21 protein-coding genes are annotated in these 24,447 nt (G+C 39.9%); 9 read left to right on the top strand and 12 right to left on the bottom strand.

Translation table 11 applies throughout. The features are described from left to right. Positions 1-39: 39 nt before the first annotated feature. Together PS1M3_RS16280 and PS1M3_RS16275 are read right to left on the bottom strand one after the other, a co-directional pair. Complete coding sequence (locus PS1M3_RS16280) at positions 40-1,194, bottom strand: lipopolysaccharide assembly protein LapB (protein WP_203985473.1); 1,155 nt, start codon at positions 1,192-1,194, stop codon at positions 40-42. Positions 1,195-1,242: 48 nt separating this feature from the next. Next, complete coding sequence (locus PS1M3_RS16275; protein ID WP_008126907.1) at positions 1,243-2,376, bottom strand: PepSY domain-containing protein; 1,134 nt, start codon at positions 2,374-2,376, stop codon at positions 1,243-1,245. A gap of 284 nt (positions 2,377-2,660) precedes the next feature. On the opposite strand from PS1M3_RS16275, the gene PS1M3_RS16270 reads away from it, so the two are divergent. Continuing rightward, a complete protein-coding gene (locus tag PS1M3_RS16270; protein WP_008126909.1) occupies positions 2,661-3,275 on the top strand; it encodes a SemiSWEET family transporter in 615 nt (204 codons plus the stop codon). Between the two features lie 75 nt (positions 3,276-3,350). Beyond that, positions 3,351-4,139: a PhzF family phenazine biosynthesis protein gene (locus PS1M3_RS16265; RefSeq protein WP_203985471.1), complete on the top strand. Its 789-nt coding sequence runs from the start codon at positions 3,351-3,353 to the stop codon at positions 4,137-4,139. A 65-nt stretch (positions 4,140-4,204) separates the two neighbouring features. Here the strand turns inward: PS1M3_RS16265 and PS1M3_RS16260 are convergent, their stop codons facing one another. After that, positions 4,205-6,712 carry a zinc-dependent metalloprotease gene (locus PS1M3_RS16260; RefSeq protein ID WP_203985469.1) on the bottom strand — a complete coding sequence of 836 codons (2,508 nt, stop codon included), beginning with the start codon at positions 6,710-6,712 and terminating at the stop codon, positions 4,205-4,207. 288 nt (positions 6,713-7,000) lie between these two features. Between PS1M3_RS16260 and PS1M3_RS16255 the strand changes: the two genes are divergently transcribed. Both PS1M3_RS16255 and PS1M3_RS16250 read left to right on the top strand, forming a co-directional pair. Continuing rightward, positions 7,001-8,179 (top strand): efflux RND transporter periplasmic adaptor subunit, encoded by a 1,179-nt coding sequence (locus tag PS1M3_RS16255; RefSeq protein ID WP_006792503.1) that lies wholly within the window; start codon positions 7,001-7,003, stop codon positions 8,177-8,179. Between the two features lie 12 nt (positions 8,180-8,191). Continuing rightward, positions 8,192-11,335, top strand: coding sequence for an efflux RND transporter permease subunit (locus PS1M3_RS16250; RefSeq protein ID WP_203985466.1), 3,144 nt, complete (start codon positions 8,192-8,194; stop codon positions 11,333-11,335). 70 nt (positions 11,336-11,405) lie between these two features. On the opposite strand, the gene PS1M3_RS16245 is transcribed toward PS1M3_RS16250, so the two are convergent. Beyond that, positions 11,406-11,858 (bottom strand): cytochrome c, encoded by a 453-nt coding sequence (locus PS1M3_RS16245; protein WP_203985464.1) that lies wholly within the window; start codon positions 11,856-11,858, stop codon positions 11,406-11,408. A gap of 225 nt (positions 11,859-12,083) precedes the next feature. Here PS1M3_RS16245 and PS1M3_RS16240 point away from each other — a divergent pair, with 225 nt between their 5' ends. Together PS1M3_RS16240 and PS1M3_RS16235 are read left to right on the top strand one after the other, a co-directional pair. Beyond that, positions 12,084-14,414 carry a S8 family serine peptidase gene (locus PS1M3_RS16240; RefSeq protein ID WP_203985452.1) on the top strand — a complete coding sequence of 777 codons (2,331 nt, stop codon included), beginning with the start codon at positions 12,084-12,086 and terminating at the stop codon, positions 14,412-14,414. Between the two features lie 11 nt (positions 14,415-14,425). Next, positions 14,426-14,959 carry a hypothetical protein gene (locus PS1M3_RS16235; RefSeq protein WP_203985450.1) on the top strand — a complete coding sequence of 178 codons (534 nt, stop codon included), beginning with the start codon at positions 14,426-14,428 and terminating at the stop codon, positions 14,957-14,959. A gap of 58 nt (positions 14,960-15,017) precedes the next feature. On the opposite strand, the gene PS1M3_RS16230 is transcribed toward PS1M3_RS16235, so the two are convergent. Further along, positions 15,018-15,488, bottom strand: coding sequence for a DUF2721 domain-containing protein (locus PS1M3_RS16230; RefSeq protein WP_006792500.1), 471 nt, complete (start codon positions 15,486-15,488; stop codon positions 15,018-15,020). 172 nt (positions 15,489-15,660) lie between these two features. Between PS1M3_RS16230 and PS1M3_RS16225 the strand changes: the two genes are divergently transcribed. Next, complete coding sequence (locus tag PS1M3_RS16225) at positions 15,661-17,835, top strand: S9 family peptidase (RefSeq protein WP_203985449.1); 2,175 nt, start codon at positions 15,661-15,663, stop codon at positions 17,833-17,835. An 85-nt stretch (positions 17,836-17,920) separates the two neighbouring features. Here PS1M3_RS16225 and PS1M3_RS16220 read toward each other — a convergent pair whose 3' ends face one another. From PS1M3_RS16220 to PS1M3_RS16205, 4 genes are all read right to left on the bottom strand, one after another. After that, positions 17,921-19,402 carry a cell wall metabolism sensor histidine kinase WalK gene (locus PS1M3_RS16220; protein ID WP_203985435.1) on the bottom strand — a complete coding sequence of 494 codons (1,482 nt, stop codon included), beginning with the start codon at positions 19,400-19,402 and terminating at the stop codon, positions 17,921-17,923. A gap of 10 nt (positions 19,403-19,412) precedes the next feature. Next, positions 19,413-20,138, bottom strand: a complete 726-nt coding sequence (locus tag PS1M3_RS16215; protein WP_008129419.1) for a response regulator transcription factor — start codon at positions 20,136-20,138, stop codon at positions 19,413-19,415. 87 nt (positions 20,139-20,225) lie between these two features. Continuing rightward, positions 20,226-20,948 carry a spondin domain-containing protein gene (locus PS1M3_RS16210; RefSeq protein ID WP_008129420.1) on the bottom strand — a complete coding sequence of 241 codons (723 nt, stop codon included), beginning with the start codon at positions 20,946-20,948 and terminating at the stop codon, positions 20,226-20,228. A gap of 10 nt (positions 20,949-20,958) precedes the next feature. Continuing rightward, on the bottom strand, positions 20,959-21,660 hold the full coding sequence (locus PS1M3_RS16205; protein WP_006792493.1) for a spondin domain-containing protein: 702 nt from the start codon (positions 21,658-21,660) through the stop codon (positions 20,959-20,961). A gap of 182 nt (positions 21,661-21,842) precedes the next feature. Here PS1M3_RS16205 and PS1M3_RS16200 point away from each other — a divergent pair, with 182 nt between their 5' ends. Both PS1M3_RS16200 and PS1M3_RS16195 read left to right on the top strand, forming a co-directional pair. Beyond that, positions 21,843-22,208 (top strand): DUF4870 domain-containing protein, encoded by a 366-nt coding sequence (locus tag PS1M3_RS16200; RefSeq protein WP_006792492.1) that lies wholly within the window; start codon positions 21,843-21,845, stop codon positions 22,206-22,208. Positions 22,209-22,277: 69 nt separating this feature from the next. Continuing rightward, positions 22,278-22,712 carry a YqaA family protein gene (locus PS1M3_RS16195; protein ID WP_006792491.1) on the top strand — a complete coding sequence of 145 codons (435 nt, stop codon included), beginning with the start codon at positions 22,278-22,280 and terminating at the stop codon, positions 22,710-22,712. Positions 22,713-22,724: 12 nt separating this feature from the next. Here the strand turns inward: PS1M3_RS16195 and folX are convergent, their stop codons facing one another. The 3 genes from folX to folM are packed head-to-tail and all read right to left on the bottom strand — an operon-like array spanning position 22,725 to position 24,376. Next, complete coding sequence (folX, locus tag PS1M3_RS16190; protein ID WP_008129424.1) at positions 22,725-23,081, bottom strand: dihydroneopterin triphosphate 2'-epimerase; 357 nt, start codon at positions 23,079-23,081, stop codon at positions 22,725-22,727. A gap of 3 nt (positions 23,082-23,084) precedes the next feature. Continuing rightward, a complete protein-coding gene (gene folE / locus PS1M3_RS16185) occupies positions 23,085-23,639 on the bottom strand; it encodes a GTP cyclohydrolase I FolE (protein WP_010557916.1) in 555 nt (184 codons plus the stop codon). Between the two features lie 17 nt (positions 23,640-23,656). Then, a complete protein-coding gene (gene folM, locus PS1M3_RS16180) occupies positions 23,657-24,376 on the bottom strand; it encodes a dihydromonapterin reductase (RefSeq protein WP_010557917.1) in 720 nt (239 codons plus the stop codon). Positions 24,377-24,447: the final 71 nt, after the last annotated feature.

Raw genomic sequence — 24,447 nt, 5'->3', positions numbered from 1 at the left:
CTGTGGGTAGTAAATCGATTAACCACAGTTCAATTCAGCCTAATTTTTATACTGCAACGACAACAATTTGGCTTGATATACGTTTAACTTTTTATCGTCTCGTTCGTATTCAATTGCTTTTTTGAGAAGTCGCTTTGAACGCTCAGTTTTACCTTGCTGGTAGCGAACTTTAGCAAGCTCGAGGTACAACTCAGAGATATAGGGGGCTTTAAATAAAGCGAGCTCTAAGTGGTCTTTTGCTCGATTAATATAACCGGTTTGTAATTCGTTTTTTGCTAGAGCAAGCAGTTCATAAGGATCTCTTTCTTTGTAATTTAATTGGCTGGTTAGTTGCTCTACAAGTACAGTTTTACCAAGTTGTTTAGCTAATAGTTGATAGTTATTAACTAAATTGACGCTCGATAAATTATTGTTTATTGCTGTTTCGTAAATTACTTCTGCGTTTTTTAAATCTCCCACACGGCGATGTAACATACCCGCCATGTTAAAAAGCTCAGCATCATTCGGGGTAAATTTATTGGCTTGTAAAATAAAAGAATAAGCAGCGTTAAGATTTTCTTCAGCAAATGCTTTAGCTGCTAAGTTGCCATAAAACTTCGCAACTAAGTCGTTGTAGCTGGCGCTGCCAGAATAAAAACTACCGCGTGTAGGAAAATAATCAATCAGGGTACCTGGGCGAAAAACTTGAATAACGTTCTCTTTTTTCTCAACTTTTGGTGCATATACCATGGTTCTGAAATGATTAGCTACATAGACCATTCCACTTTCTTTTGCGTACACAGGTTCACTAGTAACTTCTTGAAAGCTGGTTTCTAGCCCCAGCGCATTTGCATAACTTTGTGTAAGAACCGCTAAACTAATACAGTTGCCGTGTGCGCGAGTCAGAGTTTGCGAAGAAGTTAATGTGTCACCATGATAACTAAAATCGCTAAGTTGGTTTTCTAAATAGTTGTAAATAATACGATCGGTTCTAACACCGTTTAGTTGCTGCTGGTCGGCATAAGCTAAAAAGCGTTTTTTTTCGGCGTTTGGCAATTCAAAAATATTCAACTCGGTGGGAGTGTCTATTTGTTTAAAGCGGGTGTGATTAATAAGCGCAGTAAGCTGGGGTTGCTCAACTGTAGGCGTTGTTGGAGTGCTTTTACATGCACTTAGAAATACCAAAAATAATGTAACTAATACTATAGATTTCATAAGCCACCTCAATGTGATTTTTAACATTACATTGAGGTGACTTTTTAATCAAGCGGTTATTGTTCGTTGTTTATTATGACGATTTTTTTGCGATTGTTTTTTACGTTTGCGGCGTGTGAACCATAAATAAAAGCCAGTAGCGCTTAGCCATAGTGGGCTTAGACCTATAAAACTCCACAGTATTTTACTTATTAGGCCAGCAAAGTAACCAAAATGAAGCTTACGAAAGCTGTCTAGCACTTTCCAGCCAAGACCTACTTGGCGTATATCCCAATTAGCAATATGCTCACCAGTGATTTTGTTATACGAAACGGTATTAGCGTATTCACTTGCCAGTGGGTTATTAGAATTTACTTCACCAAATACAGTAATGTTGTCGTCAGGTTCTAATGGCATAACCAAGTAAGTGCTGTTGAACGTGGCTATTTGTTGCTTGCTGTCATCTAAAATATCTTGGAAGGAAACATTTTTGCTATACAGGTTTTTGGTTAGGGAATGATGTTCTTCTTCAGCGTGTTCAAGTACTTCGTGATACCAAACGGCACCATTAAAATAACCACCGGTTATAGCTAAAACAATTAAAATAGGTGAGCCAATAACACCAGTCATTTTATGAATATCACTTAATACGATTTGTAATGTTGCGCGCCAACGCACGGTAAACAGGCGTTGCCAAAATTTTCTGTAAATAATGAGACCGGTTATTCCGAGCACCAATAAAAATAAAGCAAAAAAGAACCCCAAAACGGTGCCTGTTTGGCCTGGTAAGCTTTTTAAATCATTGAGTAAAAAGGTGTAATGGAGTTCTAAAAACCAATCTGTAAAATAATGGCTCGTTCCCACGGGAGTTGACAAAATATCACCAGTATATTGATTTAAATGAAATTTATACCAAATTTGCGACTCGCGCTCGATTAAGTAAACCCGATCAGCAGTATCGTCGTTAAAAATTTCCCAGCTACCAATGACATACTCAGGGTAAGCGTTCTGAGTGATGGAAATTAACTCATCCATATTCAAACGTTCAGGTTGAGTGCTAATCACAAAATGACTTTCGGGCATAAGTAAGCCATCTATCTCGCTTTTAAATACAAGCACACTGCCAGTAATACTTATTACAATTAATGGAATAATTGCAATGAGAGCAATCCAGCTATGAATTTTGAAAAGTGTTTTTCTCATGGGTTATCGTTATCTAATTCACTTATATACAAATGATATCAATTGTTATTTGTATTTAACAGTGGTTGAGTAAGTATTCGGGAAATTAATAAACTGTGCACATTACATAACATATTTTGTAAATATAAGTTTCCAGTTCCTTGAAAGGGTTTTTGCTGTTTAGTTGAGTTAAATTAACTTCACTCTACAATGCCGCGCTCACAGTAAAAACCTTTTAAAACAGATGTTTAATAAATGTTTTTATTAAGTAATTAAAGTAACCGTTATGTAACAGCGAGGTTGTTTTGGCGCACTATTTGCCTATTTTGTCTTCATTTATTTTACTTTTTAGCTTTTTACCATTGCTAAATAAAATTAGAAAAAACAGAAGTGTTTCTGGTTTATCTTTGCTGATGATGACATTTGGAGTCGCACAGAGTCTCTATTTCATAACGTATAACATTTATTTTGAGCGATACTTTATTGCTTTACCTTTTTTTGTAACAGGCGTATTAAGCGGCTTGATATTGTACTTTTTTGCCCGTTACAACGCCGCAAAGCAAGAACGGCTTCAGTTAGTGCTTATGCTTGGCTTTTCGCTTATGCCGTTTTCGCTGTTATTAAGTCCAAACTTTGATACCGCATGGGTGCTCAACGCACTTACTTATGTAGGATTGGTGATGAGCTCAGTGCGCGTAATGCCACAAACCTACAAAACGCTGCGCACAGGTGATGTAAGTAACTTAAGTGCTCGTTATTTTAGTTTGCAGTTCATAGCGGGCATTTGTGGCTTAGTTGTTGAGTTAACAAATACCACACCAAGTACTTCACACTTACTTATGTTTATCATGTTGTTGCTGACTAATGCCGTGCAGTTTGGTTGTATGCAATATTATAAAATGCGACCAGTAATGGCTTAATTATAAAAAAGTGTAGTGTTTAATTAAGTTAATTGTGGCATTTTTAACTTATGAAAAATAACCCAGTGCAAACTAATGCAATTAACTATTCACCAAATTGATGCGTTTACACACGCTTTATTTAAAGGCAATTATGCAGCTGTTATCCCACTTGAGTCGTGGTTGGATGATGACCTAATGCTAAACATAGGCGCTGAAAACAACGTATCTGAAACTGCGTTTACCTGTAGGCAAACCGATGGGCGTTTTGCTATTCGTTGGTTTTCACCTTTAATGGAAATAGACTTTTGTGGCCATGCTACTTTGGCTGCTGCGTATGTATTATGTGAAGAACATAATGTATCGCAAATTCGCTTTATCGCTGATGCAGTGGGTGAGCTGATTGTTAATAAAAACAATGATGGCAGCTTCGCCATGACATTCCCTAAACAAGCACCACAAGAGGTTAAAAACCCGCCACAGGCTCTGTTAAATGGCTTGTCTATACAACCTATTAAGGTACTTAAAAATCGTCAAGCTTACTTTGCTGTTTATGAATCGGCTAAGCAAGTAAAGAGCTTAAATACCGACTCGGCACTCTTAAAAACGCTAGCGCCACACGATGTAGTTGCCACTGCGCCTAGTGATGAATACGATTTTGTTTCTCGTTATTTTTGGCCTGCCAGCGGTGGCGATGAAGATTATGTCACGGGCTCTATTCATACAGGGCTTGCTCCATATTGGGCAAAACTGTTAGAGAAGACACAATTAACTGCCTATCAGGCATCTAGCCGAGGTGGTCATATACTGTGCGATGTTGGGGAGTCAACGGTAACTTTAACAGGCCATGCTGTTAGGTATTTAAAAGGCACAATTTACCTTTAATGGTGATAGGAATTAAGTTTATAAAAAAGGCCACAATCAATGTGGCCTTTTTTTGTTACAACTATTTACGCTTCTAGTGCTTTTGCAATTAAGCGATCAATATACTTTTTATGGGCTTTGGCTGCAGTATCTGCGCCCCATGACAGGCTTGTATCCGCTATTTCGGTTAACTGATAAAGCGCGGCTGTTTTAGCGAGGTTATCGAATTTGCTTGGTTTGCCTAAACCTGCAATTGCAATCAGTTGGTTTACATATTCAATTTGTAAATTGTGACTGATTGAGCTGGCCTCAGCGTCTTTAACAAAAATACTTGCAGTTAAATCCCCCATAAATTGATTTAAGCTATATTCGTTTCCGTATAAAGCGGTATCTGAAATACGCAGTAAAACGGCTGGGTGCAACAGCTGTGCAAGCACAGACTTTTGCATGCCCAAAATCATTTTGTGAGGTTTAGGGTCTTCATTTTTACCATAGTGATTAAACCCGCGGCGCTGTTGCTGCATGAAGTTATAAAGCGGTTGCATGCTTTGTAACACATCAGGTGCAAACACGTACTCGGCTAGAATTTCCATAGCTTGAGTTTGTTTTTCAAGCGGCACCGGGGTGAAAGGTTTGTCGGCGTTTGTATCACCTACAACGGCGCGCTCTACATAAACCCCACCAATTTGGCGAGATACAATACCCGCCTGCGATCTGTACTGACCAAATAAGCTATTAGCTGAGGTAACAAGTTGCTGGTAAGAATCACCTTCAACAGTGGCTTTATCTTTAAGCTCAGTAAACAGTTTATTAATAAGTGCCATACGGTCTGCACCATACGCTGCTGGGTTTGATGACAAATCGCCAATCATTACGCGGGGATCGATATGACGGCCCGGCGCGCGCATATCATCTGCATCGTTACCAAATGCTAAAGCATGCTCACTAGAACGCGCAAGAATTTTACTAAGGCGAGCTTGCTCGGCAGATTCATCAGCCAGCGCTACGCTGTATCCGTAGTTAATAGCCCAGTCGTCGTATGGGCCTGGTTTAGTTTGAAAAATATCACCTTGCTGCATGCCAATCGGCGCAATGTTAGCCGGTGCATAATCCATTACTGAGCCTGTTACGATACCTTGGGTTTTACTCTTATCGTGCACTTCTTTCTCATTCCACAAAATAGATGATTTCATGTTGTGGTTAAGGCCCAGTGTATGACCTACTTCATGCAGAATAAGCTGTGTTAACCCTTGGCGTATCATTTCGTTTTCTTCAATGCTATCGCCAGCAGCTAAGCCTTTTGCAAGCATAAGGTTTTGTTGAATTTCATGACCTAATGAGCAGTTTAATTCACCAGTATGTGTACTATTGCTGTGGCTCATCGCGCCTTGTGTATAAAGGGTGTCGTAAATCCAGCGATTTTTCATAAATACAAACTCAAGCATAATGTCTGAGCCCAGTATTTCGCCTGTTAGCGGGTTGGCAAGTGCAGGCCCGTAGCCACCAAATGGTGGTTTAGGCGATGAGGTCCAACGCAGTACGTTGTAATTAATGTCGCCTGCATCCCAGTCGGCATCATCAGGTTGTATTTTTACTTCTAAAGCATTTTTAAAGCCTGCTTTTTCAAAAGAGCTGTTCCATGCAAGTACAGCGTCTTTAATTGTGTCACGCCACTCTATTGGCGTGGTGTTTTCTATCCACCATGTAATTGGTTTTACAGGCTCTGAAAGTGCAGCGCTTGGGTCTTTCTTTTGTAAATCCCAGCGCTTAATAACATCTTCGTAAGGCGTCCAATCAGTTGACGTCATTTGATCAAACTGGTTTGTGAAATAACCAATGCGCGCATCGTCTAAACGAGGTTGGTAGTTGTTTTGTGGGAGTGCTACAAATGAATGCTGAACCTTCACAGAAACACTACGCGGGTCACTTACTGCGCCAGAGCCACGAACGGTTGGACTTGCATTGGTAAATACGTAATCTACGACAACGTCTAAATTATTAGGGTAAGGACGCTGTTTAATAATGCGCGATTTTTTGCTGTCTAGCTTGCCTACTTTAAAACGTTTTTTCGCATTTTTATCTGCGGGATTTATAGTAGGAGATACTTTATGAAGTGCTTCACTTAAAAATAACTTATTGACGTTAAAGGCAATTTTACCGTCTTCTTCTTTTTCTATTTTAATACTCGCAAGCACAGCTTCACTAATGTTTGCATTGCTGGCTTTTGAAATGGCACTGTTTTCGTCAAATTTATAACGAGGTGTTTTACTTATAATATCGATACGGTCGAAGTACTTTCTAAACTCAATGAGTTTGGTTTCACGGTAAGATCCACGAAAGTGTCCAGCATCAGTCACCCCATCAACTGTATGAGCAAAATAAACGAAAGGAGTATCAAGCTGCGATTCGTTAATGACCATTAAGTGCTTACCCGTTTTTTCGTCCTGATAAAGGTTAAATATACCGGCAAATTCGGTTTGACCTTTGATCATTTCACTTAATGTTTTTGGTTTTTTTTCGTCTTTTTTGTCATTGGCAAAAGCATGGCCGCTTAGAGCAATACTGAGCGCAAGAGTTAGGGTGGTTAGTTTCATAATGTCATCTTTTCGTTTGTTAATTTATTTTTACTGTACGTAATTTCAATTTGTTTCGTACAACAAATCGATGAAATAATACCTTTTTTATTTAATGTATTGATTTTAAATAGTAAAAGTTTGTAACAAAATATAATTTTATGGCTATATAATCTAATTTATAATTAAGTAATTAATTACGAGAAGTATAATTAATGCACATTTGTAACAGTTGCTTACAAATGTCACGTAATTGTTTAATTAAGCTCTGTTATTATGGCGTTAATAGAAATTTGGGGTAATTAGGATATGCAAACAAATTCACTTAGATGGGTTTTTCCATTTGTTGCGCTTGCTATAGGAGTTGTTGGTTTTAAAGCAATAAACGCTCTTGCAAATGAACAAGAAAAAAAAGCGTTAGTTGATACGCGACCTACTGTTCAAGTTGAGCCGGTTTCGGCTAACGACCATCAGGTTGTAATTAACAGCTATGGCGAAGTAAAGCCGCTGGAAAATACACAACTGTCTGCACAGGTATCGGGAGAGGTACTGAGTTGGCATCCGAGCTTTGTTGCCGGTGGGGTTGTAGCACGTGGTGAAACCTTATTTTCGATTGAGAAAGATAACTACGAAGCTGCAGTGCTTGTGGCTGAAGCTGAACTTGCTCGTGCCCAAGCGGGTTTAATTGAAGAACAAGCGCAAGCAAAAGTGGCTGAAGACGAAGCAAAACGCTTTCCAAGTAAAGCGCGTACTGATTTATTTTTACGTAAGCCTCAAGTACTTAGTGCGCAAGCAAATGTTAAATCAGCGCAAGCAGCATTAAAACGTGCGCAGCGAGATTTAGAAAACTGTGATGTTAAAGCACCTTACGATGCACTTATTGTGAGCCGTAATGTAGGTGTGGGCCAATACGTGACAATGGGCTCGCAAGTCGCTGAGCTAAACAATATAGAAACTGCTGAAGTAATTATTCCTATTGCAGGCTTTGATAGTGTGTTTTTGCCTGAACGTATTAAAGGGATTACCGCAACAGTTATTCAAAAAGGCCTTAATAGCTTTACTCGTGAAGGCGTTATTGACCGCGATTTAGGTATTGTAGATAACGCAACACGTATGAGCAGTTTAGTGGTGCGAATTGAAGACCCGTATGGCCTTAAAAATAAACAGCCAGCAATTAAATTTGGCAGTTACGTACAGGTTAATTTTGCTGGTACAACATTAAATAATATCTACCGTTTACCTCAAGCGCTTGTTAACAACCAAACCGTTTGGGTGGTAGGTGAAAACCAAACCCTTGAACCAAGAAAGGTAACGGTAATACGAGAAGAAGGCGAGTACTTCTATATTAGTAGTGGCCTAAAAGCTGACGATAAGCTGGTGGTTACGTTACCAGAATATCCTCAAAAGGGAATGGAAGTTAAAATAGCAGGTGCCCAACCGGCACCTGAAAGCTCTGATGTGAGCACCTCAAATACGCAACAGCTTTAAGGTGTAATAACAATGAGTGAATCAACACAAACAAAACAAACAGGGTTAATAGCTTATTTTGCTAATAACTCGGTTGCTGCAAACTTAATGATGTTGTTTATTATCGTAATGGGTTTTTTAAGCTACAAAACGATTCAGCGACAAATGTTTCCTAATATAGAAATTAACTATATTAACGTAAACGCTAATTACCCAGGCGCCTCTCCTCAGGAAATTGAAGAAAGTATTCTTATAAAAATTGAAGAATCACTTAAAGATATTACCGAAATAAAAAAAGGCGTGTATCGCGCATTTAGAAACGGCGGCTCTGCAAGTCTTGAAATTCATACAGACGCAGAACTGACCGATGTGCTTGATAAAGTAAAGTTGCGTGTTGACGGTATTGCTACTTTTCCAGCCGGTATGGAACCGGTCACCATAAGTCAGATTGAATTTAGACAAGATGTAATAGGCATGACACTGGTTGCAGACTTGCCTTTATTTGAGCTTAAGCCGATAGCAAATAATATTGAAGATGAATTGCTGCAATTATCTAATGTATCGCTTGTGGTCAATGATGTACCGCTTGATGAAATAGCGATTGAAATCGACCCAGATACATTACGCCAGTACAACTTAACAATTTCAGATGTTATGAATGCTGTGCGTCGTTACTCTGCTAACTTTTCGGCAGGTCAGTTAAAAACTGATGCGGGCGTTATATCAGTTCGTGTTGAAAACCAATTTTATTCAGGTGAAGAATTTAGACAAATTCCGGTAAAAATTGGCGAGTATGGTGCCAAAGTTTTACTGCAAGATATTGCCACAATTAAAGATCAATTTACTGAAGGTGAACGTTATTTTAAGTTTAATGGTGAAAATGCCGTTTATTTATCAGTAAAAGCAACGCAATCACAAAATATTATTCCGGTAGCTGAATCGGTTAAAGCGTATATTGATAAAAAGAATAAAGAGCTCCCACCGGGTGTGCGTATAGAGCCTTTAATGGATATGACGTACTACCTAAATGCTCGCTTAGATATGATGAAATTAAACCTTCTTCAAGGTGCGATTTTAGTCGCAATTATGTTGTCGTTATTCTTACGCTTTAAGTTGGCATTGTGGGTAATGATAGGTTTACCAGTGTGCTTTTTAGGCGCGATGATGGTGATGCCACTATTTGGTATTAGCATAAATATCGTTTCGTTATTTGCGTTTATCATGGTGCTAGGGATTGTGGTGGATGACGCCATTGTCATAGGCGAAGCCGCATACAGTGAAGTTGAAAAAAGTGGCGGCGGTGTAGATAACGTTGTACGAGGTGCAAAGCGTGTAGCGACCCCAGCGACATTTGGTGTACTTACTACCATTGCTGTATTTGCGCCGTTTACGCTTTCGAGCGGCCCTGAAAGTGCCTTTTTTTACGGTATTGCTGTTGTTGTTATGTTGTGTTTGGTATTTAGCTTAATTGAATCGAAACTCATATTACCTGCGCATATTGCACATACACATTTTACTCCTATTAAAAAAGGTGGCTGGCGAGATAGATTTAATACCCGCTTTTTTGGTTTTGTAAACGGCCCATATAAACGTTTTGTTTCTAAGTGTGTTGAATGGCGTTGGACTGTTTTATTTAGTTTTATTGCTTTATTAGTCGTGACTTTTGCACTAATTGCTTCAAATCAGGTGCGCACTATTCCTTCACCTAAAGTACCGCATGATTTCCCACAAATTAATATTGAAATGAATGATAACGTATCCGACATTCAAACTATTAATGCTATCCGTGAAATAGAAGCGATGGTGCTTGAGGTAGATAAAGAAACAGAGCGTCAAACAGGTCAAAAAATTATCCGCGATTTACTCGTGTTTAACCAAGGCCGCACAGAGGCGCAATTATTAGCCCCATTAGTTGATGAAGACTTACGTCCTTTCGATGCGTTTGAATTATCGCGCCGTTGGCGTGAAGCCATGCCTAATATTGCAGGTGTTAAATCGTTAACTATTCAAGACGACGTAGGCGGCGGTGGCGGCAACGGTGGTGGCGAGTTTGGTTACCTTCTATTTGGGTCTGATATCGATACATTAAACGAAGCTGGGCGTCGTTTTATTCAATTACTTCAGCAGCAAGAAGGCTTGTTTGATATAAGTTCAACCATAGATCCAGCAAGTAAAGAAGTGCAAATGAGTTTAAAACCCGTTGCATTTGATTTGGGGTTAGATCTTGCCAGCATTGCTAATCAAGTAGGTGCCAGTTTTTATGGTGGCGAAGCACAACGCGTAATTAGAAATGGTGAAGAAGTCCGTGTAATGGTTCGTTACCCTAAACTTACACGCGAAGCATTTTCATCACTTAAACATACAGTGGTGACTACACCAACAGGGCGCGAAGTGTTATTGGGTGATGTGGTTGAGCTAACCGAAACTCCCGGTATTAGCTACATTCGCCGTGAAGGTGGCTATCGAACTGTTTATGTATACGGCAGTATTGATGAAGAGCAAATTGAGCCGGGCGAAGTGGTTAAACAGGTAAAAGAAAACCTATTACCACAGCTTAAAGAAGAATACCCAAGCGTTAAATCAGAACTTGGTGGTGCTATTGAGGAGCAACAGGCGCAAGCCAATGAGCAAATGTTGTTTTTTATTGGAGGCATGATACTAGTTTACATACTGCTTGCTGTACCACTAAAAAGCTATTCACAACCGCTTATTGTAATGTCGGTTATTCCGTTTAGCTTAACGGGGGCTATTTGGGGGCACTACTGGTTTGATTTGGATATGAGCTTAATGTCTGGCTTTGGTCTTATTGCTGCAGCGGGCGTTGTAATTAATGACTCCTTGGTTATGACCGACTATGTAAACCAGGTACGTAAGCAAGGTGTTAGTGTTAAAAATGCCGTAATTGAAGCCGGCTGTGCGCGTTTTAGAGCAATATTACTCACCTCAATCACTACGTTTGCTGGTGTGTTGCCTATTATGTTTGAAACTAGCCTACAGGCTAAGTTTGTAATACCTATGGCAGTTGCGCTGGGATTTGCAGTTATGTTTGCAACCTTAATTACGCTTATTCTTGTACCTTGTTTGTACATTATATTAGGTGATATTGGGGCATTATTTAAAAACACTTACCGACGTATTTTTAAACGAAGAAGTGTAGAAGTGTCTGTTGATAGCTAATTTTTGCTAAACAATAAAAAAGGACTGAGTGTTAACACTCAGTCCTTTTTTGTTTTTATTATGTTTTTAATTAGTCTTTAAATTGCTTGTGGCAATCTTTACAACCTTTCGCCCAAGCACCAAAGGCTTTACCAATAACCGCTTTGTCGCCAGATTGGGCAGCTAGAGCAAGTTTGTCTGCGTTTGCGGCAAACGCATTGGCTTTTTCAACAAATACCGTATTTTCAGACCAAACAGCAGCTAGTGCCGATGTATCGCCTTTGTCTGTTCCTGCGTAGAAAGCTTCCCAAGGCATTTTTGAAAGCGCTGCTGCGTTATTTGCACGCATTTTGAATTGTTCTGCATCAAATGGAACCTTGCCCTTAAGCATTGCGCCCATATCGCCAATTTGAACTGATAGCATAGAAAATGCACTTTGACGGTATTCAATAGCGTCGCTTGGCTCTTTAAACGCAGAGTTTGCAGATACACTTAGCGCGCATGTTGTTAGTAACACACCCGCTAGAATCTTTTTAAATTTCATATTATTGCCCCTGTTAACTTAATATCTATCCAGTTTACATACTAGCGCTTATAACTAGTAAAGTTAATATAAAGTCGTTAATTTTTAAGCAAGCTAAGCAAATGCTAATTACCAACTTGTTACATTTATCTTTTTTATTGTTAACGAGTGTAAATGGTGCGTTGTTATTTGCTGCTCTGTTGTGTATTTTGCTTACATCATAAAAACAACTAACGAAGAGAATTTATGAAAAACAATATTTTCAAAATGTCAGCATTATCTGCTGCAATAGTGGTATCACTAGCTGGATGTGGCAGTGATAGCGATAATAAAAACTCAGTACCACAAGTATTGGATGTAGCACCTAAAGCGAGCGATGTTGCTGTTAGCGATCAAAAACAATGGATCCCTGTGACAGCTGAATTTAATGCAAGTGACCTTGATGGTGATACATTATCATTCAGCTTCACTGAAAACGGTGAAGCAGTAGTAGCTGAAGACGGTGTGTTCATGTTTAGTCATGGTGCATTAACAGTTGATGGTACGTCATTTACTTATGTGCCAGCCACAACTGAAGACGCAGTAATCGATTACACAGTGACTGCAAATGGTAAAACAGCGTCTGCACAAATTATGGTTTCAGGCACTATTGGTGACCCACTAGCAAACCAACAATGGCACTTGAACAATACAGGCCAAAAAGCTTACGCATTAAGCGATGAGATGAAGCAAGGCCTTATTGATTTATATGTTAACCAACTTGGTTTTACTGAAGAAGATGCACAAGCACGTTTTGATGAAGACTTTGCTGTAGCTGAAGCTGAAGAGCTAGTTGTTGGCGAAGATATGAATGTAGCAGCTGCTTATGCGCAAGGTGTTACAGGTGCCGGCGTAACTGCTGTTGTTGTTGACTCGGGTATGGAAATTCGCCACGAAGACTTAATCGATAACGTATTACCTAACCGTTCTTTAAACCTAGACGCAGAAACGTTAGACCGTACTGATCCTACAAGCACATCTAACAGTGGTGACCATGGGACTAGTGTTGCAGGCTTAATTGCTGCAAAAGGTTGGAATGGTAAAGGCGGCCGTGGTGTTGCACCAGATACTGGCCTAATTGGTATGAACTACCTTGGTGGTGAAAAAGTAGCGCAAACTGATTTACTTGCACACGGTTTCCCTGGCAGTGGTATTAGCACGTCTGAGAGCATTTCGGCGTTTAACCGTAGTTACGGTATTACATTCCCGACATTTATTGCCTACTCAGAGCTTGATGAAACAATAGAGTCTTACCCAAATCTTTACCTTCGTGATGGTAAAGGTGCACTAAACATGAAATCGAGTGGTAACTCTTTTGTGGATGGTGGTGCTGAAGGCTCATTATGTGAAGATAACGGCGCTAACGAATTAGGATTAACTTGTTATAACGGTGCGTTTGAGCCAAGCCAAGGCCATCCTTATTACCTAAGTATTGCAGCTGTAAATGCAAATGGTAAGCATACTAGCTACTCAACCGCAGGTGCTAACTTAATGGTTTCAGCGCCAGCGGGTGAATATGGTCGTTGGGCACCAGCGATGGTTACAACTGACCAAATGACTTGTATTAATGGTTATTCAGGCTTTAATGGCGGTTCTATCACTGCTTGGGCCGCTGCCTATGGCGAAGAGTTTGCTGCAAGCCAATATCCATTTAACTACCCAGGTCATGAAGACAATGCAAGTTGTAACTACACATCGACATTTAATGGTACATCGTCTGCTGCGCCAAATGCATCAGGTGTAGTATCGTTAATTCTTTCTGCTAACCCTGCACTCACTTGGCGTGATGTGCGTCACGTTTTAGCATCAACCAGTACTTTAATTGATGCAGATAACGAAGCTGTTAATTTAACTGTAGGTGAAGGTGAGTTTGTTGCTCATGACGGTTGGGTAGAAAATGCTGCTGGTTACAACTTCAATAACTTGTACGGTTTTGGTCGTGCTGATGCAGGTGCTGCAGTTGCAATGGCAAAAGCATACGATGCTAACTTAGGTGAGCAAGTAATCACCGAGTGGAATGGCGTAGGCTCAGTAGTTGCTGAAGATGCACTTACACTTGAGATCCCAGATAACAATGCAACGGGTTTAACACAAGAAATTGAAGTAACTGAAGAGCTTAATATTGAAGCAATGCAGTTTAAGTTTGATGTAAGCAACCCTGAAATGGGCTTTGGTTTTAGCGATGGTACACAAACATCTGCTGGTAACGATTTAGCAATTGAAGTTACATCACCAGCGGGTACGCGTAGTGTGTTATTGTCATCTAAACAAGCACTGTTTTACCCGGCATATAGCTTTACTAATGGCTGGAGCGTAGGCTATGTATTGAAAGACGCAGTTATGCTTTCAAATGCTTTCTACGGCGAGTCTACTAAAGGTACTTGGAAAATCCGCTTACTAGATACAAGTGCAGATAGCTTTGCATTGAGTGACGGTGGCGATAACGGTTTAGGTGCAATTGGTATAAGCAATAATAGCTCAGCGAGTGTTCTTGAAGGTGTATCTCTTCGTGCATTCGGTCACGCAGGTCAAGAGTAAGGATTATAAAAATGAAAGTTAATAAATTAATCGTATTAAGTGCTGCCGCGTGTATCTCATTAAGCGCAACAGCAAACACTAGCTTTGATAAAGAGCTTGAATTACCTAAAAAGCAGGTTGCCAGCTTAAAATTTGATAAAGCTGACTTTGGTTCTTATAAAGTAGAGAAAAGCTTACGTTTAGTGCCATCAAGTGTTGCTGCAGAAGAACATGTAGTAATGAAGAAAGGTGAAATGTCAGTTGTTAATGTTGCTACTGAGTCAGAATTAGTTACTAAAGGATCTTTAGTACGCAATATTCTGACTAATAACTTAAGCACACTATCAGGAAACATTACTGTTCTATTAAAAGACGGTAAAACTGCAAGTGATATTGCATCAGCAACGGGCTTAAAAGTAGTATCTGTTTTCCCAGGCACTAAGATTGCGGTTATGGCTGTAAATGATGGACAAGATATTTTAGTGGCTTCAGAGCAACTTAAAGCATCTGGTTTTTCAAAAGAAGCTAGAATTGAAGTGTTAGAAACTATCTACACTGCGCAATAATTTATTTTAAATAAATTATTTAAAGCCCCGCGTAATTAAAGGTACGCGGGGCTTTTTATTAATCGTTCATATCAATATCGGCAAATATCATCCCGCGGCGCATACTCCGAGTCGCTAAGAATACCTCACCAAGTAATGACATAAATGCACATATTAATAATGCCATAGCAGCTACAAAACAGCTGGCGATGGTAACCCCTAAATTTATGGATTGAATGTGCGACAAAAATAACAGCATAACCACTGCGCATACAAGCAAAGCGCTCAAAACACTTAAACTAAAGGCTATGTGTATACAACGGGAGCGTTTTAATAACGCACGAAGCTCAGTTGCAAGCGATTTATTAAAATCTTCATCTGTACTTACTTTTAATTTTCGTTCTAATTGACGAGCGCGGTCTGTAATACGAGCCAAGCGGTTTGATAAAACGCCAAGTGTTGCAGCAATACCCGTTATTAAAAATACAGGTGCTACGGCTGTTTGTATGACTTTAGCCATCGTTAATATATTGATTACGTCGTTATTCATTAAAAACCTTAATTAATAAAGCCCAAGGAAACTGTGTAATAACAGAGTAACTGATGAACACTATTTTAGTAAAAATTTATACTAACGTTTTTACATAGCTTCACAAACTAAATCACAAAAGGTATTAATTTTAGGTATATTTAGGTAACAAAAATAATAAGGACTTTGCCTGATGACACGTACTCCCTTTGCACTTGCTGCACTCTCGCTTGCTATTTTAAGCGGGTGTAATAAAGCCCCCGAAGAAACTCAAAAAAATACGGTTCAAGTTGAGTCAGCTCAAGCTGTAACAGCGGTTGCACCAATTGCTAAAAAAGTACCCCATGAAATGACCATTCATGGCGATACACGTATCGATAATTACTACTGGCTCAGAGATGACGAGCGAAAAGCACCTGAGATCATTAACTATTTAGAAGCCGAAAATGCGTATTCTGACGCTATGCTTGCGCATACTAAAAAATTACAAAGTAGTTTATTTGAAGAGCTTAAAGGGCGAATCCAAAAAGATGATGACTCTGTTCCGGTAAAAGACGGCCAGTACTATTACTCGTCGCAAACTCGCGGCGATAATGAGTACACTACTTACTTGCGCAGTAGTGATTTTACAGGCACCGATCAGGAAGTTATTTTAGACGTAAATGAATTGGCTAAAGGTCATGACTATTTTGCGGTGAGTGGCCTAAATGTCAGCCCAAATGACAACTTAATGGCGTATGGTGAAGATACGGTAAGTCGCCGTGTTTACAACATAAAAATTAAGGATTTAAGCACTGGTAAATTATTAGACGACACGCTTGAAGGCACCAGTGGTTATGTTGTGTGGGCGAACGACAATAAAACAGTCTATTACATCAAAAAAGACGCGCAAACCTTACTCGGGTATCAGGTTTATCGTCATACGCTTGGTACACCACAAAGCGATGACGAGCTTGTTTACGAAGAAACAGACACAAGCTATTACACAGGTATGAGCAAGAGCAAAGACGGCTCAGAAATTTATATTTGGCATAGCAGTACTGATGCATCGGGTTTGTCAGTACTTAGTGCAAATGATGTAAACGCTAAGCCTAAGCGCTTAATTGAACGTGAAGCCAACCTTGAATACAGCATTTCCAAATTAGGCAATACTTATTACATTGTCACTAATTTAAATGCCGTTAACTTTCAGCTTATGAAAGTAGATATTGATAAAGCCGATGATAAAGCAAATTGGCAAAGCGTGATCCCTGCGCGCGAGGGAATTAAACTCGAAGATGTTGAGTTGTTTGATGACTACTTAGTATACCAACAACGCGAAATGGGCCAATCAACACTGATTGCGCGTAATTTAACATCGGGCAAAGAGTTACCACTAAGCTTTAACGACAGTGCGTATACAATTAATGCGTACGGTAATAACGAATTAGACAGCGATACGCTGCGCGTTTACTACACCAGTATGACGACGCCGGGTTCATCTTATGATGTTAATTTGGCCACTGGCGAAAAAACATTATTAAAACAACAAACAGTATTAGGTGACTTTAACGCAGACAACTATGCCTCAGAGCGTATTTTTGTAACAGCACGCGATGGCGTAGAAGTACCGGTGAGTTTGGTGTATCGAAAAGAGTTATTTAAAAAAGATGGCACTAACCCATTATTGCAATACGGTTATGGTTCGTATGGTGCAACAATGGATCCGAGCTTTTCTTCTGCACGATTAACGTTGCTTGACCGCGGTTTTGTATTTGCAATTGCCCATGTACGTGGTTCGCAAATGTTAGGTCGCCCGTGGTACGAAGCGGGTAAGCTACTTACCAAAAAGAACACGTTTAACGACTTTGTAGATGTAACTAAGTCATTAGTTGAGCAAAAGTATGGTGCAAAAGACAGCATATTTGCACAAGGCGGCAGTGCGGGTGGGCTATTAATGGGTGCAGTGGCAAACCAAGCCCCTGAGCTTTATAAAGGCATGGTTGCACAGGTTGCGTTTGTTGATGTGGTTACTACTATGCTAGATGAAACGATTCCGCTTACAACTAACGAGTATGGCGAGTGGGGTAACCCTAACGAGAAAGAATATTACGATTATATGTTGTCGTATTCACCGTACGATCAAGTCAGTAAGCAAGACTACCCTAATATGTTAGTTACTACAGGCTTACATGATTCACAGGTTCAATATTTTGAGCCAGCAAAATGGGTTGCTAAGCTGCGTGACTACAAAACAGATGATAATAAACTATTATTTAAAATAGATATGGAAGCCGGACATGGCGGGGCATCTGGGCGATTTAAGCGCCTAGAAGATGCCGCGTTAAATTATGCATTTATGCTTGATTTAGCGGGTATAAAAAAATAACAAACCCTAGGGGCTGTTGATTTAATTTGCAAAGGTCAGCGGTCCCACAATTCAACTAAGTAATGAGCTAAGGCGTAACGTTAAGTTACGCCTTTTTTTGTGGCAAATTAAAGCTAAACATAGTGCCTTTGCCTAGTTCACTTTGTACATTTATTTCACTGTCCATGAGTTTTAATAGCCCGCGGCAAATAGCAAGGCCCAAACCACCTTGTTGTCGGCCGGCTTTGTTAGAATTACTAGCTTGGTAATGAGGATCAAAAATGGCATTTAACTCTTCGTGTTTAATACCCACGCCGGTATCAGAAACCTGCACAAATAATTGATTGTCATCACCGCGTTTTACACGTACAGCAATACTGCCGTCACGCGGGGTATGCCTAATGGCGTTATCGATTAAGTTACTTAAAACACGCTCAAGTTTGGCTATGTCGGCAATGACAGGAAAGTCACAAATTTCTGGTTCAACCGATAAATTAATGCCTTTTTTCTCTACGGCCAAACTAAACTTAGCAATACAATCGTAAATAAGTTCACCTAGGTTAAATGTTTCTTTGTTAATACTTATTTCGCCATTTTCTAGGTGTGCGAGTTCAAAAATTTGCTCTATTAGTTGCTTAAGTTGGCCACAGTTATTCAGTGATACTTGCAAGTACTCTTGCTGCTCTTGCGCACTTAGTTTGTCACCTGACTGATTTAACACCTCTAAAAAACCTTGTAACGAAGCCAGTGGTGTACGTAAGTCATGAGATAAGTGAGTAAGTAGTTCTTTGCGTTGTTTATCGCCTTGCTCTAGTGCTTTAAATTGCTCGTTTATACGCGTGAGCATTGCTTGAATAGTTCGGCTTAAGCTATGGACTTCATTACTTTTTTGAGTTGAATAGATACTCAGTTTTGTGTCGTTTAGGCTGTAGTTTGCAGCCTCAATATTGCTTACATCTTTTGCAAGGCGTTGAATAGGGTTTGTAAAAAATCGCAGTAAAATAAGCATCGCAATAAATAAAAAAACGAGTGCTGAGCCTAGCCATATGGCAGCCAATAATAACGAGTCGTTACTTTTTATATGCTTGAGTGAGGTGTCGTATGCCTCACCACCAATAATCACATATAAATACCCTTGCAATGTGTTGTTATTAAAAACAGGCGCCACAGAAAATATTTTTTGTTGATCAGGATTTCTTGGATTGTCGCCATAAACCGGTGTAGCACTTGGGTTAGCTATAAGGTGCTTTAATGGCGTTAAATTAATATGTGTACGCTTCACTTTTCCGGGCTCTGCGGAGTAAGTTAATATTTTGCCGTTTTCGTCTACAAAGTAAAATTCAAAGGCGGGGCCGAGTAACATTAAGGTATGAAAGAGGTTTTCAAGGGCTTCGTAATCGTATACGCCTTCTTTTATCAATGGGTTATCTTGTACTAAATGTTCAGCTAGCGCTAAATGTAAATTTTGTTCTCCATGATGTTTAGAGTTGAGTTCTAGTTGTTTACTCCAGCTATAAACCAGCGCGCAAATAAAACAAAAAATGACGGCTAACGACACTGCTAATTTTTGGTACAAAGAAAGTCTCATAATAAAAATCTTAATTAAGTTGGCTTGGATTGAGTTTGTATCCCACACCCCAAACGGTTTCTATAATAGGTGTCGATTGGTGCAATTCAAGCTTTGCGCGTAACCGATTAATATGTGAATTAACAGTATGTTCGTAACCGCTATGTTGGTAGCCCCAGACTTTATCAAGTAGTTGTTGGCGACTAAATACATGGTTAGGGTGGCGTGCAAAATACACCAGTAAATCAAACTCGGTGGCAGTTAGGTTAATTGCCTGTTCGGCCAAATACACTTGATGAGAGTCAAACTCAATGTTTAATGAGCCAACTTTAAGGGTTTGTTCACTTGCAACAGAGGGTTCATCGGTATTTTGGCTGGCGAGTAACTGTGCTCTGTGTCGAAGTTGGGTTTTTACTCTAGCTTGAAGTTCACGTGCAAAAAAGGGTTTACAAATATAGTCGTCTGCGCCCATTTCTAGGCCAATAACCCTATCCATGTCGCTACTTAGTGCGGTGAGTAAAATAACGGAGGTCGTTGGATAGTGCTCTTTTATTTTACGACATAAACTTAATCCATCCATTTGCGGTAGGTTTATATCCAGTAAAATAAGCCCGTAGGGGTGCTTGGCAATTTTTCTTAGAGCCAGCTCAGCACTTATAACATGATCCACATGTAAATTTAGCGATGTAAGCTGTGTGGTAATTAATTTACCAATTTCTCTGTCGTCTTCAACTATGAGTAATTTTTCATGACGCATTGTTTATCCTCGTAAAAAAGGGGGCTTCCGTGCGCCCCTACTTCCCCATTACAAGCTGGTATATCAAGGTTAATACTGATAAACGAATTACTGAGTGCGGGTAATAACCACTTTTGCTAATGGGTTATCAAACTTATGTTCAGGGCTAAGTACTGAACTAGATAAGCCATCTTCATTTGTAACTACACCTGGGTGTCTTGCTACAAAATTAACATCATCACGGGCTTCATTAAAACCTTCTCCGCCATCAGCAGGACCGGGTATCGTACCAGCTGCTTCTGTATTTGCTTCAGTACCTGCATCATAAGCAACAGTGGTGCGAATTAAAGAGTCACCCACGGCTAATGAAGATACGTCTAAAGCACTAAGACCGGTAAATCCATCATTTGTGTTCACCATCATAGTGGCAAGTGAAAGCTTGAGTGCTTCAAGTGAGTCTGTTGTTAATGTAATCGTAGTATTTGCGCCAGGTCCAACAGGGCCTTCGCTTGATGCATTTGCAATGGCGTTTTCTAATGCAAGTAGTTGGCTGTTGTCGCCTCCTTCAGCCATTGTTTCTAATGCAACCGATGCAGGACTACCTATTTGCCAAAGTGTGCCTTCTGTATGTGCAATAATGGCAATAGGCGATAGTGGCTGCCCTGCGGTTAAATTACTGACGGTTACATCAAATGTATAGCTTACAGGCTCAGGAGTCGGCGGTGTGACAACTTGAACAGGATCGTTACTGTCGTTGTCGCCACAGGCTGCAAGTGAAGCTGCAAGTGCAACAACCACGATGCTTTTTTTAAAGTTATTTAAAGATGCCATGATTACGCTCCTACTTAACCGTAACGGTTAGTTTAGCTACAGGGTTTAACCATCTGTGAACCGTGTTGCTTAAATCACTATTACCAGCGGTTAAGTCGTCGTCACCTAGTGTACCAGGGTGAATATGCACATTAATGTTGCTATCGGTGCTTGTTAAGCCTGCGCCACCTGTACCCGCATCACCACCTGGTGCTGCAGGAATACCTGGCGTACCAGGTGCTCCAGAACCTTCAACCACTAGCTCATTATTTTGCTCAGTGCCCGCATCGTATGCATTTAAGTAAACTGTGTAGGTACCGGCTTCGGTTGGTATTTTCCAGCTATCAAGGCCAACAAAGCCATCGTTTGTAGGTAGTAACATAGCGGTCACTGATAAGTAATCGTTACCGTCTGTCGTCATTAGTGTTGTCATGGTTGATGACGATGGTGCTAATAGACCTTCTGCTGGGTTTGCAGCCATATCGCTACCTGCTGCAGTGGCTTGTGCCATTAGCTCAGCAATGTTGCCGCCTTCAGCCATTGTTTGTAATGCGGTAGAAGCTTCAGTTGCAACTTCAAAAAGCTTATCTTCACTGTTGTGTGCTGTAACGAGTAGCGGAGTGAAGTGAATGCCTTGGGTTAGGTTGGTTATTGTTAAGTCTAACTCTGCAGCCATGGTTGACTGGCTAGCTACCGCTAAAAGAGTTGCAAGTGTAAAAGTTGAAGCTTTCATTTTTTATTTCCTGTAAGTGATGATTCGAGATAAGTATTGAACAATCGTCTCCAGAAACTCTCACAAACTTATCACTTTTTTATCACAGGGATGTAGGCTGTGATTTTTGTAAATAAATACGCCAGAAAATTTATAGACCTGTGTATAATTAAACCGCATTATAAAAATTAAAGGATTGTGTTATGGAAGAAAATCAACAGGTTAAAGTAGTAAATAAAGATGAGCGCACATGGGCAATGTTGTGCCATTTAAGCGCGTTTGCTGGATTTATTGTGCCGTTTGGTTCAATAATAGGGCCATTAATTATTTGGTTAATTAAAAAAGATGAAATGCAAATGGTCAATGAGCATGGTAAAAAAGCGCTTAATTTTCAGATAACCATGGCAATTGCCTATATTATTTGTTTTGTATTGATGTTTGTTGTGATCGGTGTAATTTTATTACCAATTGTGGCTATCTTTTCTTTTATTATGGTGGTTTTAGCGAGTATTAAAGCCAATGAAGGTAAAGAGTTTAATTATCCACTGAGTTTAAATTTGATAAAATAAGCGCTCAATTATTTATATAAACAGACCCTAGCCTAAGGCTGGGGTTTTACCTTTCCCCGCAAGGTTATTATGCTTTATCTAACGCTGTTTTTAAGCGCATTTATTTCAGCTACGCTATTGCCTAGTTCTTCAGAGGTGATCATGGTGGGAATGATCACACAAAGCCAGGTTAACCTTTGGCTTTTATGGTTGGTTGCAACACTAGGTAATGTATTGGGAAGCTGTGTTAACTACTGGTTAGGCACGCAAGTTTTACGTTTTAAACATAAAAAGTGGTTTCCGGTATCAGAACAAGGGCTTGAAAAAGCACAAAATCAGTTTAATAAATATGGCGTATACAGCTTATTGTTTGCATGGCTGCCTGTTGTTGGCGACCCATTAACAGTTATTGGCGGTATTTTTAAAGTGAGGTTTAGCGTGTTTTTACTTTTAGTAACACTTGGCAAAGGCGCACGCTATTTAGCGGTTATTGCCCTTGCCGTGGGAGTAGAAGCTCTTATTTAAGCTATACGTACGCTACTTTGTCCAATCAAGTGTTAACGATACAGAGTCAGCAAAGCGAAGCGCATGCGGTTTATCTACACGGGCTTTAGCATAATTCACACTCGGGTGTGAATGACAAACAGCAAGAATTTCAGCGACTAGCTTTTCTAGTAATAAAAAGTGTCCTTGCTCAACTAAACTAATCACCTCTTTGGTGATCACTTTATAGTTAAGTGCTTGGTCTACTTCATCGGTTTTACATGCGTTGTCGGCAGGGTAGTGAATCTCAAGGTTGATCACTACGTCTTGCTTTTTTTCACGCTCTTCAGGATTAAAACCAATAAATGTACGTAAGCGTAAGTTAGTAACATTAATAATTGCGTTGGCCATAGATTACCCTTTAATAAGCTGCAAAAATTCGTTGCGTGTTTTAGGGTCGCTTCTAAAGTTACCCAGCATTACTGATGTACGCATGCTTGAGTTTTGCTTTTCTACACCGCGCATCATCATGCACATGTGCTTAGCTTCAACAATAACGCCTACACCTTTTGCACCAGTCACTTCTTCAACGGCTTTGGCAATTTGATGTGTTAACTGTTCTTGTATTTGAAAGCGACGCGAAAACATATCAACAATACGCGCAAATTTAGATAACCCCAGCACCTTGCCGTTTGGAATATAAGCAATATGGCAGCGCCCAATAAATGGTAGCAAGTGATGCTCACACATAGAGTAAAGTTCTATATCTTGCACAAGTACCATGTCGTCTGCATCAGAGGTAAATACGGCATTATTAGTAATTTCATCAAGCGTTTGGCGATACCCTTGTGTTAGGTATTCCATTGCTTTTGCAGCACGTTTTGGTGTGTCTAATAAACCTTCGCGTTCAGCGTCTTCGCCTACGGCGGTTATAATTTTTTGGTAGCTGTCTTTTAATTCGTTATGCATAGGTGTCTCAGTGTTTTTTACTTTAAATGACGTCCGCCATCAACAGGGATAGAGCGCCCTGTTATGTACTGACTTTGTAATAGTAAATCAATGCTGTTTATAATTTCTTGGCACCCAGGTTCGATGCCCATCAATGATTTTTTAAGTGTTTTAGCGCGGTATTGTTCGTCGTCGTGCTCATTAAAAATAATAAGCGAAGGCGCAACCGCATTTACTTTTATATTTGGTGCGTATTTAGCACTAAACGATTTTGTTAGATTATCAAGTGCGCCCTTGCTTGCCGCATATGCCAAATGCTTAGGGCTTCCTGTTTCAACCACATAGTCAGTAAGGTGCACAATATCAGCCGCAGCACCGCTAACTTGCTGGTACGCTAAAAGTAAGTCAGCGCACTGCATATTAATTAAGTAGGGTGTTTTGGCATGAATGCGCATCATGTTATCAAAAAGCTTGGCGTGGTCTGGGTTATTTGCTTCACAATCCCAGCTAGACGCATTGTGTATAACAGCCTTTAAGGATTGGGTATGTGCTTTCAATGTATTAATAAACTCATTAATTCCCGCATCAGTACTGAAATCGGCATGGATACAAGTCACTCCCTGCTGCGCTAGTTTTTCTACGGCATCATGGCGAGTACGATAAGTAATAATCACTTTTTGCCCTTGGGTTAAGTAATGCTGAGCAAGGGCTAGGCCGATTCGTTGGCCAGCGCCAGTGATTAAAATGGGCGATGTCATATAATGCAGTGTTCTCTTTGGCAAGTTTTTAATAAATATTAGTACGTTAAGTGCAATGTGTACGTAATATT

Source organism: Pseudoalteromonas sp. PS1M3 (assembly GCF_016865405.1).
Taxonomy (GTDB): Bacteria; Pseudomonadota; Gammaproteobacteria; order Enterobacterales; family Alteromonadaceae; genus Pseudoalteromonas; species Pseudoalteromonas marina.
This window is presented reverse-complemented; position numbering and strand designations above follow the sequence as displayed.

Excerpts from the sequence above, each read along its gene's own strand:
- PS1M3_RS16280 (WP_203985473.1), bottom strand. The coding sequence starts at position 1,194 with ATGAAATCTATAGTATTAGTTACATTATTTTTGGTATTTCTAAGTGCA.
- PS1M3_RS16275 (WP_008126907.1), bottom strand. The coding sequence starts at position 2,376 with ATGAGAAAAACACTTTTCAAAATTCATAGCTGGATTGCTCTCATTGCA.
- PS1M3_RS16265 (WP_203985471.1), top strand. The coding sequence starts at position 3,351 with ATGCAATTAACTATTCACCAAATTGATGCGTTTACACACGCTTTATTT.
- PS1M3_RS16260 (WP_203985469.1), bottom strand. The coding sequence starts at position 6,712 with ATGAAACTAACCACCCTAACTCTTGCGCTCAGTATTGCTCTAAGCGGC.
- PS1M3_RS16255 (WP_006792503.1), top strand. The coding sequence starts at position 7,001 with ATGCAAACAAATTCACTTAGATGGGTTTTTCCATTTGTTGCGCTTGCT.
- PS1M3_RS16250 (WP_203985466.1), top strand. The coding sequence starts at position 8,192 with ATGAGTGAATCAACACAAACAAAACAAACAGGGTTAATAGCTTATTTT.
- PS1M3_RS16245 (WP_203985464.1), bottom strand. The coding sequence starts at position 11,858 with ATGAAATTTAAAAAGATTCTAGCGGGTGTGTTACTAACAACATGCGCG.
- PS1M3_RS16240 (WP_203985452.1), top strand. The coding sequence starts at position 12,084 with ATGAAAAACAATATTTTCAAAATGTCAGCATTATCTGCTGCAATAGTG.
- PS1M3_RS16235 (WP_203985450.1), top strand. The coding sequence starts at position 14,426 with ATGAAAGTTAATAAATTAATCGTATTAAGTGCTGCCGCGTGTATCTCA.
- PS1M3_RS16230 (WP_006792500.1), bottom strand. The coding sequence starts at position 15,488 with ATGAATAACGACGTAATCAATATATTAACGATGGCTAAAGTCATACAA.
- PS1M3_RS16225 (WP_203985449.1), top strand. The coding sequence starts at position 15,661 with ATGACACGTACTCCCTTTGCACTTGCTGCACTCTCGCTTGCTATTTTA.
- PS1M3_RS16220 (WP_203985435.1), bottom strand. The coding sequence starts at position 19,402 with ATGAGACTTTCTTTGTACCAAAAATTAGCAGTGTCGTTAGCCGTCATT.
- PS1M3_RS16215 (WP_008129419.1), bottom strand. The coding sequence starts at position 20,138 with ATGCGTCATGAAAAATTACTCATAGTTGAAGACGACAGAGAAATTGGT.
- PS1M3_RS16210 (WP_008129420.1), bottom strand. The coding sequence starts at position 20,948 with ATGGCATCTTTAAATAACTTTAAAAAAAGCATCGTGGTTGTTGCACTT.
- PS1M3_RS16205 (WP_006792493.1), bottom strand. The coding sequence starts at position 21,660 with ATGAAAGCTTCAACTTTTACACTTGCAACTCTTTTAGCGGTAGCTAGC.
- PS1M3_RS16200 (WP_006792492.1), top strand. The coding sequence starts at position 21,843 with ATGGAAGAAAATCAACAGGTTAAAGTAGTAAATAAAGATGAGCGCACA.
- PS1M3_RS16195 (WP_006792491.1), top strand. The coding sequence starts at position 22,278 with ATGCTTTATCTAACGCTGTTTTTAAGCGCATTTATTTCAGCTACGCTA.
- folX (WP_008129424.1), bottom strand. The coding sequence starts at position 23,081 with ATGGCCAACGCAATTATTAATGTTACTAACTTACGCTTACGTACATTT.
- folE (WP_010557916.1), bottom strand. The coding sequence starts at position 23,639 with ATGCATAACGAATTAAAAGACAGCTACCAAAAAATTATAACCGCCGTA.
- folM (WP_010557917.1), bottom strand. The coding sequence starts at position 24,376 with ATGACATCGCCCATTTTAATCACTGGCGCTGGCCAACGAATCGGCCTA.